The organism is Flavobacterium sp. ACN6 (genome assembly GCF_002304005.1).
GTDB lineage: Bacteria > Bacteroidota > Bacteroidia > Flavobacteriales > Flavobacteriaceae > Flavobacterium.
This window is the reverse complement of the sequence record NZ_MRCQ01000014.1, coordinates 145615-162191: the sequence shown is the minus strand read 5'-3', so window position 1 is coordinate 162191 and position 16577 is coordinate 145615. Positions and strand designations below refer to the sequence as shown.

7 protein-coding genes and 2 pseudogenes are annotated in these 16577 nt (G+C 35.5%); 6 read left to right on the top strand and 3 right to left on the bottom strand.

Going from position 1 to position 16577, the window contains the following annotated elements:
* The 3 genes and pseudogenes from BSF42_RS22545 to BSF42_RS18895 all read left to right on the top strand — a co-directional run.
* A pseudogene (locus tag BSF42_RS22545) lies at positions 1-5353 on the top strand (hypothetical protein); the annotation flags it as partial.
* A gap of 290 nt (positions 5354-5643) precedes the next feature.
* On the top strand, positions 5644-5988 hold the full coding sequence (locus BSF42_RS18900) for a hypothetical protein (RefSeq protein WP_095954660.1): 345 nt from the start codon (positions 5644-5646) through the stop codon (positions 5986-5988).
* A 404-nt stretch (positions 5989-6392) separates the two neighbouring features.
* Positions 6393-7550, top strand: coding sequence for a glycosyltransferase family 9 protein (locus BSF42_RS18895; protein WP_095954659.1), 1158 nt, complete (start codon positions 6393-6395; stop codon positions 7548-7550).
* A 459-nt stretch (positions 7551-8009) separates the two neighbouring features.
* Here the strand turns inward: BSF42_RS18895 and BSF42_RS18890 are convergent, their stop codons facing one another.
* The 3 genes and pseudogenes from BSF42_RS18890 to BSF42_RS22860 all read right to left on the bottom strand — a co-directional run.
* Positions 8010-8417 carry an ACT domain-containing protein gene (locus tag BSF42_RS18890; protein WP_095954658.1) on the bottom strand — a complete coding sequence of 136 codons (408 nt, stop codon included), beginning with the start codon at positions 8415-8417 and terminating at the stop codon, positions 8010-8012.
* A gap of 1169 nt (positions 8418-9586) precedes the next feature.
* Entirely contained in the window at positions 9587-9985 is a 399-nt protein-coding gene (locus BSF42_RS18885; RefSeq protein ID WP_095954657.1) for a hypothetical protein, read from the bottom strand.
* Positions 9986-10803: 818 nt separating this feature from the next.
* A pseudogene (locus tag BSF42_RS22860) lies at positions 10804-11091 on the bottom strand (ferredoxin); the annotation flags it as partial.
* A gap of 1578 nt (positions 11092-12669) precedes the next feature.
* Between BSF42_RS22860 and BSF42_RS18875 the strand changes: the two are divergent.
* From BSF42_RS18875 to BSF42_RS18865, 3 genes are all read left to right on the top strand, one after another.
* Positions 12670-14091: a Dyp-type peroxidase gene (locus BSF42_RS18875; RefSeq protein WP_141248486.1), complete on the top strand. Its 1422-nt coding sequence runs from the start codon at positions 12670-12672 to the stop codon at positions 14089-14091.
* A 75-nt stretch (positions 14092-14166) separates the two neighbouring features.
* Positions 14167-15279: a hypothetical protein gene (locus BSF42_RS18870; protein WP_095954655.1), complete on the top strand. Its 1113-nt coding sequence runs from the start codon at positions 14167-14169 to the stop codon at positions 15277-15279.
* A gap of 3 nt (positions 15280-15282) precedes the next feature.
* A complete protein-coding gene (locus tag BSF42_RS18865) occupies positions 15283-16566 on the top strand; it encodes an amidohydrolase family protein (RefSeq protein WP_095954654.1) in 1284 nt (427 codons plus the stop codon).
* Positions 16567-16577: the final 11 nt, after the last annotated feature.

Here is a 16577-nt window from a genome sequence, read left to right as displayed (position 1 = left end):
AGCAGTTGCTGATGTTACAACAAATGATTTAAGTCTTTCAGGAAAAGATTTGACATCAACGGTAAATGGAGTTTCCTCTGTAGTTGACCTGACAACGGCAGTTGCTGATGTTACGACAAATGATTTAGAGAATACAGTCAATACGATTACCTCTACTGTAAATGGAGTAAGCAAAACGGCACCTGCTGTAAACACGGTGGAAAACACCTTGACAGGAAAGAATTTAACAACGACAGTAAACGGTGTAGCAGGAACTCCTATTGATTTAACACCAGCTTTAGCTGATGCTACAACAAATGATTTAACGCTTTCAGGAAAAGATTTGACATCAACTGTGAACGGAGTTTCCTCTGTAGTTGACCTGACCACAGCAGTTGCTGATGTTACAACAAATGATTTAAGTCTTTCAGGAAAAGATTTGACATCAACGGTAAATGGAGTTTCCTCTGTAGTTGACCTGACCACAGCAGTTGCTGATGTTACGACAAATGATTTAACGCTTTCAGGAAAAGATTTGACATCAACGGTAAACGGAGTTTCCTCTGTAGTTGACCTGACCACAGCAGTTGCTGATGTTACGACAAATGATTTAACCAGTACAGGGAATATTTTGACTTCCAATGTAAATGGGATTTCCAGAACAGCAAACGTGGTTAATACAAATGCATTAACACTTTCTGGTTCTAATTTGACAAGTACGATAAATGGATTTGCCAGCACGGCTGTAGATCTGTCTGGATTAACAGGCTGGGGATTGGCGGGAAATGCAGGAACAGCTACAAGTTTTTTAGGAACAACTAATAATCAGCCTTTGCGTTTTAGAAGTAATAATACAGAGAGAATGACCATTACTGCAAACGGGTTTGTAGGAATTGGTAACACTGCACCCAATGCACCTTTGCAGTTTTCTAATACGAACGTCCCTCGTAAAATAGTATTATGGGAAGATCGTAATAACGATTTTGAATTTTACGGCTTTGGTATCTCACCAGCTATGTTTAGATCTAATATTAGCAGTAATGGAGCCAGTTTTGGCTGGTTTGCAGCAGCTTCTGCAACATCTTCAAATGAATTAATGCGTCTTACGGGATCGGGCAATCTGGGTATTAAGGTCACTAATCCTACTTCTACTTTACATGTTCAAGGAACTGCTCGTATCGATGGACTAACAGCAGCTGCAACTCCTGATTCTACAGATGAGATAGTAGTTGTAGATGGCTCTGCTGCGGCAGCAACAAAAGGAAATTTAAAAAGAGTACCATTGTCGAGTATTTTGCCTGCGACTACTAACGATTTAACCAGTTCAGGAAATGTTCTGACCTCAGATGTAAATGGGATTTCCAGAACAGCAAACGTGATTAATACAAATGCATTAACACTAACTGGTTCTAATTTAACAAGTACTATAAATGGTGTTTCTAGTAATGTGGCAAATCTTTCGGGATTAACTGGCTGGGGATTAACTGGTAACGCTGTAACGGCTACCGATTTTATTGGTTCTACCAACAATCTGCCATTGCGTTTTAGAACCAATAACACTGAAAAAATGATTATTGCCGCGGATGGTAGAGTAGGTATAGGTACAGGTACCGCTGCTGTAACATATGCTCTTGATGTCAAAAGTCCTACTAGTGATGAATATTTGGCTCGTTTTATGCCAGGTAACGGAACTGAAGGTGTTGCTATAGGGTGGACAGGTATTAGAAAGATAGGTAATACTGCAAACAGTAATTTTAAAATTTCGCCGCAAGGTACTGGACGGATAATTCTTGATGGCCCGGTTACTGCAAACGGGTTTGTAGGTATTGGTATGACTGCACCAAATGCGCCTTTGCAATTTTCTAATTCGGTAGCCCATCGTAAAATAGTTTTGTATGACCAAGCGAACAACGACTTTCAATTTTACGGTTTAGGTATCTCATCAGGAATGTTTAGATCTAATGTGAATAGTACAACGAGCAATTTCGGTTGGTTTTCAGGAACTTCTGTAACATCTTCAAATGAATTAATGCGTCTTACGGGATCGGGCAATCTGGGTATTAAGGTAACTAATCCTACTTCTACTTTGCATGTTCAAGGAACTGCTCGTATAGATGGATTAACAGCAGTTACAGCTCTTGATTCTACAGATCAGATTGTCCTTGTAGATGGCTCTGCTGCTGCTGCAACAAAAGGAAATTTAAAAAGAGTTCCATTATCGAGTATTTTGGCTGCGACTACTAACGATTTAAGCAGTATAGGGAATGTTATGACCTCCAATGTAAATGGGGTTTCCAGAACAGCAAACATGGTTAATACAAATGTATTAACTCTTACCGGTACTAATTTAACCAGCACTATAAATGGTGTTACTAGTAATCTGGCAAATCTTTCGGGATTAGCTGGCTGGGGCTTGGCAGGAAATGCAGGGACAACAACGAGTTTTTTAGGAACGACAAACAATACGCCTTTGCGCTTTAGGGCTAATAACAGTGAAAAGATGATCATTGGCGCAGATGGAAAAGTGGGTATAGGTACTGGTACCGATGTTTTAACCCACTCTCTAAATGTAGTAAGTACGGCCAATGATGAATTTTTAGCTAAGTTTTTACCTCTTAATCAATGGGAAGGTGTTGCGATAGGTTGGACAGGTATGAGTAAAATCGGAGGCGCTCCAAACAGTAATTTTAAAATTTCGCCAAAAGGCACCGGAGTTATTAACCTTGACGGACATGTATTTATAAAAACACTTCCAACAGGTGCTGCTGCAGATGGTATTGTTACAACAGACGCAAGTGGAAATCTTAGAAAGCGAGCTCTTGCAGACATTTTACCTCCTGTGGTGCCAACAACTAACGATTTAACCAGTACAGGGAATATTATGACTTCCAATGTAAATGGGATTTCCAGAACAGCAAACGTGGTTAATACAAATGCATTAACACTTACTGGTTCTAATTTGACCAGTACAATAAATGGATTCGCCAGCACGGCTATAGATCTTTCTGGATTAACAGGCTGGGGATTAACGGGAAATACAGGAACAGCTACAAGTTTTTTAGGAACAACTAATAATCAGCCTCTGCGTTTTAGAAGTAATAATACAGAGAGAATGACCATTACTGCAAACGGGTTTGTAGGTATTGGTATGACTGCACCTAATGCGCCTTTGCAATTTTCTAATTCGGTAGCCCATCGTAAAATAGTTTTGTATGACCAAGCGAACAACGACTTTCAATTTTACGGTTTAGGTATCTCGTCAGGAATGTTTAGATCTAATATTACAAGTGGAGCCAGTTTTGGCTGGTTTGCAGCAACTTCTGCAACATCTTCAAATGAATTAATGCGTCTTACGGGATCTGGCAATCTGGGTATTAAGGTCACCAATCCTACCTCTACTTTACATGTTCAGGGAACTGCTCGTATAGATGGATTAACAGCAGCTGCAGCTCCTGATTCTACAGATCAGATTGTAGTTGTAGATGGCTCTGCTGCTGCTGCAACAAAAGGAAATTTAAAAAGAGTGCCATTGTCGAGTATTTTGCCTGCGACAACTAACGATTTAACCAGTTCAGGAAATGTTCTAACCTCAAATGTAAATGGGATTTCCAGAACAGCAAACGTGGTTAATACAAATGCATTAACACTAACCGGTACTAATTTAACAAGTACTATAAATGGTGTTTCTAGTAATGTGGCAAATCTTTCGGGATTAACTGGCTGGGGATTGACTGGTAACGCTGTAACGGCGACCAATTTTATTGGTTCAACCAACAATCTGCCATTGCGTTTTAGAACCAATAACACTGAAAAAATGATTATTGCCGCGGATGGTAGAGTTGGTATAGGTACAGGTACCGCTGCTATAACGTATGCTCTTGATGTAAAAAGTCCTACTAGTGATGAATATTTGGCTCGTTTTATGCCAGGTAACGGAACTGAAGGTGTTGCAATAGGATGGACAGGTATTAGTAAAATAGGTAATACTGCAAACAGTAATTTTAAAATTTCCCCGCAAGGCACTGGACTGATCAATCTGGATGGACCGGTTTACATCAAAACCCTGCCTACCGGAACTCCTGCGGATGCAGTGATTACAACAGATGCTTATGGTAACCTTCGAAAAAGAACTCTTACTACAACAAATGTTTTAAGCAGTACTGCCAATGTTATGACCTCAAATGTAAATGGTATTTCGAGTACGGCTAATATCTTAAATACAAATGCATTAACACTAACCGGTACTAATCTGACCAGTACAATAAATGGCTTTAGTAGTAATGTTGCCGACCTTTCGGGATTAACCGGATGGGGACTGAGTGGAAACACTGTAACAGCAGCAAATTTTATTGGATCAACCAACAATCAGGCTCTGCGTTTTAGAACCAATAACACTGAGAAAATGGTTATTACTGCAGATGGTCGATTTGCTATAGGTACTGGTATTAGTACTTCAATTTACGCTCTTGATGTACAAAGCCCTACAAATGATCAGAATCTTGCTTCCTTTTTGCCAGCTAACAGAAGTGAAGGCTTTGCAATAGGCTGGTCAGAAATACGTAAAACAGGTAATAATGCAAACAGTAATTTTAGAATTTCGCCAAAAGGGACTGGGGTTATAGATCTTAATGGAAGAGTATTGGTGAGAAATATACCGAATGGATCGGTTACAGATACAGATTTAACTACAGACGCGTCGGGAAACATTACAAAGGTAACCCGTAGGTTTACTGCTGATGCTGGTCAAGCGGTAACAAATGTTACGACTGCAGGCATAAATACAGTAACGATTAAAAGTAGTACCGCAGTTTGGAATGCAGAAAAAATACAGGGTAGAGCTGTTTCGAGTACTGCACCCACTACAGGTCAATTTTTACAGTATAATGGACGAGGTGAGTGGGCACCGTCTACCTTGGGAACTGCTGCGCCGGTAGTCATGGCAAACTTGGGAGCGGGAGTTGACCTTCCACCTGTTCCAGCTGGAACCGTAAATTGGAGATATACTGGAACATCTATTACTATTCCTGCCAATTCCAGTTATATAATTACAGTTAAAATAAAAGCAGTTCCAGATAGTACTATTAATGGGTCTTTCACCTGGATAAAAAGTGCTTTTTCGACCAGCAATGTTACTTATGCACCACCTTCAGGAATCGTCGGCTCACCATTGATAAGCGGAGATGTCACCGGACCTGCAAAAGCTTCTATGATATCAGGTTCAGTTATTATGCGAAATGCTGCTCCGTACGATCAGACTCTTTATTATTTTGCAGGGGCCGAAGATCATTATGGGACGTTTGCGACTATAAAAAATTTCGGTGCTAATAATACCATTGCGGCTGAAAATTTAATCTATGCTGTGCCAATTAATTAAAATATATGAAAGTGTTAAAAATCCGGTAGAAATTTAAATGGTACATAATTGACAAAGCTTAAAAGCAGCAAAAAAATAAACAGGCATTTTTATATTTTGCTGCTTTTTGTCAGTCGCTCATCAGTAATCATTAAAGATGACAAGTTCCGGAGACACCGGTTGAGAGATAGTCTCAAAAACAGTTAGAGGGTAACTATAGCGCACAATAAAGTAAAAGACAGGCTGAAATTCAAGCTTCAATATTGAGGCGGTTAGTTTAACAATGGGCTTTGGAGCTAAAAAGGAAAATTATGAAAAAGAAAAAAGGGTTAGTTTACGACAGTCAAAAATGTTTTTCCAGATTTTTGAAGTATGAATTTAAGGAGTATTTTGAATTTGACGTTTATAGGAATTTTAAAAATTTTAATGATGGCATCACAGACTATTGCATTATATTATTTGTGGTGTATTCCCATGACGAATTAATTGATTTACTGCGAATTTATAAAAGAGGGGTTCCGCTGATTGTTTCTACTTTTAATATAGATCTAAAGGCAAAACTGGAAGACTTAGAGGATATAATTGTATTTGATCCAACTAAAATAAAGTCAGAAATGAGAGATGATTTAAGGCACTTTATAAATCTTGTTGCGTAAACCAGGGGGTAAGGGGGTAATATCAAAGTCCCACTGATATTATTTTATTTGCTTACAAATTGCAAAAAGTAATAAATCGTTGATGCGATGTAAATTTAATAAAAGGCAATACCATTAAAACAGCAGTTTATTTGTTTGATAAGCCATTTTCATTTCAACGCTCCTAAAACAATTAATTTTGGATTTTTTTCCTCCGGATACTAAAATCAAATTGAAGCCCTGGAAGGAGCCGTCAGTGTAAGGAGAATAGCAGGTATGTATACCAGTTTCAATATTACATTTAAAGGTTAATTGTTTTGATTACAGACTGGCTTATTTAGAATTATTCTGCTGTAATGCTGAAGACGAAACCAGAAATGTATAAAGTATTGTATAAAAAACAATCACTTTTAAAATCGTAAAGTATGAAAATTAAAGATAGAATTAATATTGGCAGAAAAGCTATAATGGGGAATCTGACCAAAAATATTGGCAGATCAGCTCCATACAATTTAGCTGTTATGGAGACAGTGGTGATCAAAAAGATCTTAGTTGTGAGGCCTAATGCAAGACTGGGCAATCAGCTTTTACTGACTCCGTTGCTACAGGAAATTACTAAAACTTTTCCTGATTGTTACATAGATGTGCTGGTTAAAGGAAATCTGGCTCCATTACTTTTCAAGAATTATAAAAATATAGGTCAGATCATAAAACTTCCGCAAAGGCCTTTCAATAAGCCCTTTACCTATATATATAAATGGATTTGTTTAAAATTTACACATTATGATATAGTGATAAACGCAGTAAACAATTCAGCATCAGGCAAACTTATGACTAAATTAGCTTGGTCTCACTATAAATTTTTCGGGTATCAGCATCATTATCCATTAAGCGATGATTCGCTAAAGCATATGGCTAAAATCCCCGTATTTGATTTTAGAAACTGCATTAATCGACTGGGATTTGAATATAATACAGCCTCAGTGCCCGATCTGGATATTAAATTGGATCAGACTGAAATAAATCATGGACAAGCACAGTTAAAAAAATTGGTTCAAAATCAAAAACAAACAATTTGCCTATTCACTTACGCAACAGGACAAAAATGTTACTCAGCAGTATGGTGGCTCAAATTCTATGGAAAACTCAGCAAAGAGCACAGCCACTATAATTTTATAGAGATTTTACCAGCGACAAATAAATCAAATATAGATAATATTATTCCTGTGTATTACAGCGATAATGTCAGGGAAATTGCAGCAGTTATTGCCAACTGCACTTTGTTCATTGGTGCAGATAGTGGAATAATGCATCTGGCCAGCGCTTCCGGTATACCGACCGCAGGGCTTTTTTCCTGTACCGATATGGAAGTCTACAAGCCATACAATAAAAACAGTATTGCTTTAAATACAAATGCTATTACGATTGAGGAATGCGTGTCCATCATACAAAAAAGATTAAAATCAGCAGCATCATTTCAGAACATGGATGATTATATAGTCAAAAAAAAGGAAAAGCAGTTATTGGCGACCTGTAAAATAAGAAGCATTATCCCTACGGGAGGTACACGTGATCCCAAATAGTGATTATAGAAAATCCGTTTAGTAATAAAAAAACAATTCAGGCTTTAATGCCGTAAGGATTTCTATTTATAAACCTTCAAATTCATTCGATTTTGTAGGTGTTGCTTTTTAGAGGAGATCAATCTGCATATTTTTGCGATCCATTATTCCCCTCTGTAAATAACACCTTAATCAGATGACTTAATAACTCGCACAGTGTTCCATAACGCATATTTATAACTATCTTTACTAGTTGCATATTGGCTTGCATACCAGTGTGATTAAGATCTAACAGCAAACTCCTGAGTAACACTCCTTATTTTAAAATGGATATCTTTTTTCAATTAATTTGCTGATGTTACTCTATAAAATAGCAGGACAAAGTTGAAAACTACACAGCGTTAAAAATATTGAAGACTTCGTTTTTACATTAACAGTTTAATTCTACGCAGAAAGAAAATAGGTATTGTTTCAGCGGACTCATATTTCAGAGTTACCTATCTTAAGCTTAGATAGTACTTCGAGTGCTTTTAAAGCATCTCGCTCATCCACAAATATATGATCATGTAGGTATGCAGCAACGACATTACAGCTTATATTCGCATTTCCTAAAGCTTGTGAAAAGGCTGCAGTCAGTCCAACAGCAGCTAATGAAGAATGAATTTCAAGAGTTATCCAAGCCGCAACATATGAAAATTTTAGTTCTAATTCGATGGCATCTTGCTTTTTCATCACTATTGTAATGCCTTCCCGTTCATTAAAAAAGAACAAAATTTTAGAAAGTGGAATATTGCCAAGAGTATCTACCTTTAAGTATACATACTGCCCATCATTCAATAGCGGATTTAAGTTTTTTAGAATAATATGTAGATCGATTTCGCCCTCCATAAAGTTTATTTGATTATGGGTTATAATTTGATTTTTTATTTAAATAAAAACTCTAGAAAACAGTAATGAATCTCGCAGGAATGCGTTTTATTTCTATACTGTTTATTAGTTTTACCAGTATTTTTTTTAAATTCTGTAATGTTAAAGGATCATAATCTAATATAAATGTAATTTTACTTATTGGTTAACTTTATTTTAAAAGTGATTTTTTTGAAATTTCAACCCGGCTATCTCACTTAAATATTTTTTGATAAAAGTGAATCTGCTAAGTCACTTATTTTATAAGCTTTTTCAGCTATAAGCTCAAGTAAATGCTTATTAACTTGTAATATGAACTTAGTTGTAATTTATGTTTTTCTAGCAGAGATGTTTGTTTCAAATATTAATATCACTGTTGGTACATATACAAAAGTACGAATTCGACGCGATTCTGCTGAAAAATTTATACAAGTGAAATTGAGTTTAAAAATCATCTTAACTTTTTGTGGCAAAATTGAAGACAACTTCAAACACCATGTGCCACGATTTTGCCACAAAACTTACTTTAAAAGATTTCAACATAGTTAAATGTGCTTTTTGTAATAGCGGGAACGGGACTCGAACCTGATAACGAAATTGAATGAATAGAATAAAAACAGCCTTTAGTAATGATCTGAACTTTTGCTTGCAAGTTGCATTCAGTCAGTGTTTTAAACCATATTTTAATTCTCGATGCACCGATTCTGCACCCAAATCAAATTAATACTCTATCAATATTTTATCCTCCGTAAGTTTGATAATATAATGTTGGGATTGCAGTTAGTTATTTAGAACCAGTATTCATTCCAAACGGCTAAAAAGTGCAGCCAAGATAGCGCCATTGCATCTGCTGCGTGCGCATAACGGACTTCATTTCCTTTGTCCGCCCTTCGGGACTTATAGCACTGCGCATCCGCTTTAACGCTTGATCTGGGCTTTCTTTTTTTTCGTTTTTTCTTTTGGAAACAATTTATAGTATAGGGTGGAGGGTGATTTAGGAAAGAGAATGGAGAAATCCTTTTTTTGTTTCTTTCTTTGTTTCTTTGTTTTTATTTAGTTGTATTGAAAAATGAAAATAATATTTTCAAAAAAAAAGCAATAGAATCTAATATAAAATTCTATTGCTTTTATGTTTAATTAATTCAGGCGAATTATTCAATTTCAAAACTTCCCTGAACTTGAATATATGTTGTTTTTTTGTCTTCTTTTTTCATCAGAAAAACTATAAAATTATTAAAAAAAACGGCAGCTTCTCTATCGTCTAGATGACTCTCTCTGCTGTAAAATTCAGAGGATCTAATAAATTTTTTCAGGCACTTAATATTTTTCTTTTTAACGGAGCTGATGCGTTTAACCTCTTTGAAAAAAAATGTTCCTGTACTTCCGTCATGGCTGTCCTGCAGATAATAAACCTCTGGGGCTTCCTTGAAGTTTAATATATATTTAGGATCGTATTTAAAAAAAAGACTATCTTTTATTATCTCTTGAGCTTGTAAAGAGTTCAAAAACAATGTGGATAGAAATGTTAGTGTTACTATTACAGTTTTCATATTCGTTGTTTAAATTAAAATGCACATGGTACTGATTTACCTAATTGGTTAGCAATTAAGGTCCATCCATTAATGGCATCTTGCTCTGCTTGAGATAATTCTGTCCAAGCTGGAACATCTTGCTCTTTTAACCCATTCCAAGCCATTGCTCTGTAAAATGCATCAGGTGGAGCTGATCCAAAGTTGTTGATATAGGCATTATAATCATTAGACAGAACATTTTTATGAAAATCTTTCAACGCTGTCGTCATACTGTCTAAATATAAGTTGGCAATGTTATTATGGTCATTTTTATAGACATTATAAATCAATTTAAAATCTTCTGCTGTATTTCCGATTTCTTGTGATTTGGTGTATAATTTTCTAGCTAAATCTGCATGGATATATTCATGTAATATAACTCTGGCGGTTTCCAAAGCAGAATGTGCATTAGCTCTGGATGTACTGATCTCTATTGTAATTTGTTTACCTCCTGGAACATAGTATGTCTTGCCGTTAAGCTCACGAAGAATGCCTGCCTTTAGGTTAGTAACTTTATCTTTGGAAATAATCATGATGTCAAACTCAGAATCTCCCGTAAAATTAGCTAATAATTTTTGCACAAAATTATTTCCTTTTTGATTTAACAAAGCGTTGAGGCAGTTTTCTTTTCCTCCTAGTTTCGATGTAATTTGATAAGGGTTTGGTGATTGTATAGAACCACCTGCTAAATAAATTGTTCCAATGCTTTGCCATCCTGAACTCACAACTGGGTTTGTATATCCATTGTGAATTACTACAGGATTTAAATTAATACCTCCTCCGCACTTTTCTTCAGTTAAAAATTCTTCTTGATGAGTTTGAATAACACAATCAGAAGTTGGATAAGCTACTGAAGTCAAAATCCATCCGCACATAATCTGATCATCACTAAGAAACGACTGATTGCTCTGGTCCACTGATCCTGCGATAAGTTTTGAAGCATCTGTCGAACAGGCGCCGACTCTGCAGGAATAGGGAAGATCTAGACCTCTTTCCTCTGCGGCATCCAGAATATATACGTCATCTGGGCATTCTATTTCGTACGTGCCGTCTGGTGTCTGCAGTGTAACCTTGTAGGTTGCCATTTTTTTTGATGTGGTTCCATTCTGAAATCTCTTTGATGACTTATTATAACCTAATTTTAATTCATTACTTAATTTACGCTGAAAATAGATAAATTTGTTTAAAATATTATCCAGATCTTCGTTATTTATAAAATCTAAAATGGCATTATTTCGAAGTGTATAACTGATTTTCTGAGCTTCTTCATCACTAAATTTATTTAAAAGACTTTTTCGGCTTATCTCCAGCATTTTATAAACAAGCAGCTCGCTGTTCTTTTGAGATAATTTAAAATCTTGTTTTTTAGCTATACTTAAATTAATTAAATTGAACTCTTTCTGGCTTATTAAAATTTCCTGATTTTCAATAATATTACTTTCGATATTATCTAAAACTTTATTGAATATTGCAATCGAATTACTTAAGCCGTGTATTGTAGAGTGGTCAGCTTCTTGAACTGCTTCACTGTTTTCTATTACATTTTTTTCGGTTTCACAGCCTGTCGAAAACAGGATTACCACTGTAAGAAATGCACATTTTAAAGATGATTTAATCTTTTTCATTTTAGGTTTGGTTGAATAATGGTTATTATGAATTTGAGAATATTAAAATTGAAAATTCTAGATTATATTTTGTAAAACCTGACCTTTTTGCTGAAATATTGAAAAGCCGCATATAAATGTTTTTGAGGAGCTGAATTTAAGAAGCAACATCATTTTTAATTTTGTAGGTTTATTTTGTAAAAGTATATTTTAAAACAAGATTAAACATTAAAAAATCATTAGAATTTTGAGAATATTCTGATGTATACTGTATTTCAATTAATTGTATTATTTAAAAATTATTTGATTATAATAATGGTTTATCCGATTAACAATAAAATAATTTAAAAGCTGATGCTTACTTTTAAACAAAAAAAATGAAAATAGCAGTCCTGAATCAGGCTACACTGGGGGTTTATTTGAAAAGCGAAATGTAAATTTGATCCTTAATTCTGTATTTCTTAATTTATAATGATATAAAAAAGAAGCATATGTGCCAATCTTCACATAAAATACTTTATCACTTATCAAAAAGTGTCTTTAAACAGATTTCTTAACAGTTAAACGTTTTTTTAGATATCGGAAATTATATTTTTATAGATTAGTTCATATTTTATAATTAAGACTTCCTATAAGCACTTCAAGAATTACAATAAAGAAAAAAGCTTTACTGTAAATCAGCTTCTACTCTCAAGTTTGATACTTTCCAAAAATGTCATTGTTAATTCTATTAAGCAATGAAATATTTTACAGGCCTTTTATTTTTTAACGCCGATTTTTCAGCCAATTTAAGCAGGGGCTTTCACGTCCTGCTATCCCAATTAAGAATCATAGAAATTTAACTTCCAATTTAATTGAACGTTTAAATTTTCTAATGACGACGTCTAGTAGTTTAAGCAGTAAAATTTGCATTCTATTTACAATTCAAAATGGCAATGCCATAAAAATGTTGTAAATGGTAGTTGCCGCGGTGTATCTAACCATGAAAATCAAGTAAAAGAAAATGACACAATAAAAACAAACGAAGACGATTTATTTAACATCTTAAAACTAAAAAAAATGGCACTTACATTAGAAGAATCAAAAGTAAATACGGAACAGCACTTTTCAGAAATGCTCAACGATCTGCAGGCCAATATCCTAAAACATCATGGGAGAAATTTTGCCTATCATTTATTTCTGGCTGTTAAAGAGGGGAAAGCCGACGAAGCTAAAAACTGGATAACGAACTTTGCCACCTCAAAAATTACCAGTACGGCGAAGCAGTTAATAGATTCCAATATTAGAAAGCAGTACGATATTGACGGCGGTACAGTGTATACCCTGTCTTTGTCAAAATCAGGTTATGATAAACTGGAAATTGATTCTGAAATCATACCAGAAAATGAGGCTTTTCAGGAAGGTTTGAAAAACAGAAGTACAAAACTGGCAGATGATCCAGAAGATTGGGACGACGAATTTAAAAGTCAAATAGATGTTTTGATCATTATTGGTCATGCTGATAAAGATATAGCTGTAAACAGAAAAGATAATTTGATTTTGCAGCTAAGCCCAATTTTCGATATAGCTAAAGTTCAAGCAGGCGAAATTTTAAGAAACGGAGCTATTGGTATTGAGCACTTTGGCTATGCTGACGGAGTAAGCCAGCCCCTGTTTTTAGAAAAAGAAATTTTAGAACAAAACTCTACTGCTGCCTGGAATGATGAAGCGACGTTAAATCTTGCTTTGGTCAAAGACAAAGGCGGTAAATTTGCGGACAGTTTTGGGAGTTATCTTGTTTTTAGAAAACTCGAACAAAATGTCATGAAGTTTAATACCGAAGAAGACAGCCTGCCTGCCGTTAAGGATCAAAATGGAGCTGCTAACGACGAATTAGCCGGGGCGATGATAGTCGGGCGATTTGAAGATGGAACTGAGGTGGTCAATAAAAGTTCTGAAAGCGGCCATACAAGTTCTCAATCCATGATTAATGATTTTAATTACTCCACAGATCCTGATGGAAGTGAGTGCCCTTTCCATTCTCATATACGAATTACTAATCCACGAAGTGATGTAGGGGACGATTTTGCAAAATCAGTTCGATTAGTCAGAAGGGGAATACCTTACAATGATATAGGGCGTGTTGGAACAGAAGGTAAACCAGCAGATGGTGTTGGACTTTTATTTATGTGCTATCAAAGCAGTATCGAAAGACAGTTTGAATTCATACAGCAGAGCTGGGTAAATCATGGTGAAATCAGACCTGGCAGATTTGTCGGACAGGACGGATTAATTGGGCAGGGGGTAAATAACGATAAAAAACATTTACCAGAACAATGGGGAGAACTGACTCCTAAGAATACATGTGATTTCTCCAATCCAGAAAGTGGTTTTGTGACAATGAAAGGCGGGGAATACTTTTTTACGCCTTCGATTAGTTTTTTGAAATCATTGGCATTAGAGCATAAAATGGTTCTTGAAACAGCGCAGCTTAGCCTGTAAAATTTAAAAAAGGTATATAGCAATTATGAAGAAACAGCATTTATAAATGTTAAAGTAATAATTAAATGAGGTATTATGGATGTAAGTTTTTTTTCTTCTACTATCGTTCAGATAGCTGTTTCGATTGTTATCAGCTGGGCTCTATTTGCTTTATTAAGCAGTATGATTCTTGAAATAACCGTACAGATAAAAAGTGAAAGGGGCCGCTTTTTTAGAAATAAGATGTTAGAAAAGCTTTACGATTCTTCTAACAACGTAAATTGGGGAGTGGAAATTTATCTCAGCAGCGCTGTAAAATTACTAACAAAATCCGACAAAGCGCCTCCAGCAGAAATTTCATCTAAAACCTTAGCTGAAGCATTAATTGATGCTGTTGCAAATCTAGAGGCCTCTAAAATGCTTAAAAAAAAGGAGGGTGGTCCAGATGGATATGAAGAGGTTAAGGATTATAAAAATGTACTGTTAAACAATGTAGAGTTCTCAATAAAATATCTAGGACAGAGCGATGTAATTGTTATGCTTAAAAATGCAGTAAGTAAAGCAAAAGTAAAAGCTGCACTTGGTGATTTTTATGATGAAAAGATCCTTTACGAAGAGCTGGTAGGTGAAATTACTGCCTGGTTTGATCAATTTAGCGAAAGAACTAGTTCTTGGTATAAGAAGCTTTCACGAAAGCGTCTGTTTCTTATAGGGCTTTTAGTAAGTGCGGCAGCTAATATAGACAGTATCGATTTGTATAAATATTATGAAGGAAATCCGGCAGCAAGGGCAGGAATGGTGGAATATTATTTAGAACATAAGGCACAGTTAGAAACTCTGGCTGTAAAATATGATGCTGCAAAACCAGCAATTCCTGCTGCTGATCAAGTGTCTGTTAACGTTATTGAAAAAGACATTGAGAATTTAAACAAACAGATTGACAGTCTGAAAACGACTCTTAAACTCCCATTAGGCTGGGATAACCCGGTGTGGATTAAAACAGATAATATGTGTAAATGTAAAAATGGTGTAACAGTAAGAGAACAACCTAAGGAATTTTTTTTATACAATGTGGACTTCTCCTGTGTTCTCATGAAGATGCTCGGAATTATTATTTCGGCTTTTGCGGCAAGTCTGGGAGCCCCATTTTGGTTTGATCTTTTAAAAAAGGCAACATCGGTAACTCAAACAGTAATTAAACAAAATTAAATTATGGAAGGTTATTACAAAAATTCCCATACGCATATATTCACCATGAATAATGCTCCAAAAGATTTTCTTCGATTGTTTCTTCCTCCTTTTTTAGCAGATGCGACTGATAATTTTACAAACACAGAATTAGGAGCATGGATCATAAGAACTATAGCCAGCAGAAGCGGCGGCAAGGCTAAGAGATATGCCGCATTTTTAAAGATTGGTAAAAACAAATTTCAAGAAGATGTTTTTGAGGACTTAATGTCGCGTTACCAGAGTGAAGGACCTTTTCAGTTTGTTACCTTATGCCAGAATCTGGAGTATCTAGGGGTCGGAAGATCAGTTAGTGGATTTGAAGGCCAGCTGGAGGAAGTGATAAAGATAAAAAGAAAATTTCCGTTTCAAATATTACCTTTTTTTGGACTTGACCCAAGATGGAAAAGCAGCGGAGATGAGATTCAAAAAACCGTAGCGCGCTATTTTAATAATAAGATAGAAATGGGCGAAACTGAAGTTTACCCTTTTCAGGGATTAAAAATTTATCCAAGTACAGGACATTATGCATTTGATGAAAGGCTGAAAAAGACTTTTGAATGGGCCGCTTTGCATGGCGTGCCGGTAATGACACATGCCTACTATCTGGGTGGTTTGTACAATTTTGACAAAAATTATATCATTAATAATCTCAATCCTGTTGATCCCTATACAGGACTGGTTTATCATGTACCTAAATTTTTAGAACAAAGGGGAAACTTCAAAAGCAGAATGCTTGGAACGCAAAAAGCTATAGACTGCAAGAACAACTGTTCCTATTTTCTTGAACCTGATTCCTACAGGACTATGCTTGATAAAATTGCTGGCCTTAAAATATGTTTTGCTCATTTCGGCGGTGTTGACCAGATAAAAGCAGCCCTGGGAGATAACACAGATAGTAAAAAGATTAAGCCTTTTGGTGTTTCAAAAACCAATTGGTATGAACAGATCAAAAAACTGATGACTGATTATCCAGAACAAGTTTATACTGATATATCATACGATATAACAGAGTGCCTGGCCAAAGAAAACCATATGATTTATGATGAATTTTATGAGCAGGCCAAAAAATATCCAAAACAAATACTTTTTGGCACTGATTTTTTTATGACAGAGAGAGACGGACTGGAGCAGAATGCTGTTAAAAGTTTCAAAGATTTTGCCATGCGCTCACAGCTGTTAAATGGAAATTCAATGTGGGAACAGATGGCAAAAGTAAATCCAGACAGCTATCTCAAAAGTAAGTATAATAATAGTCAAACTGCTTAGTATTACAAGTT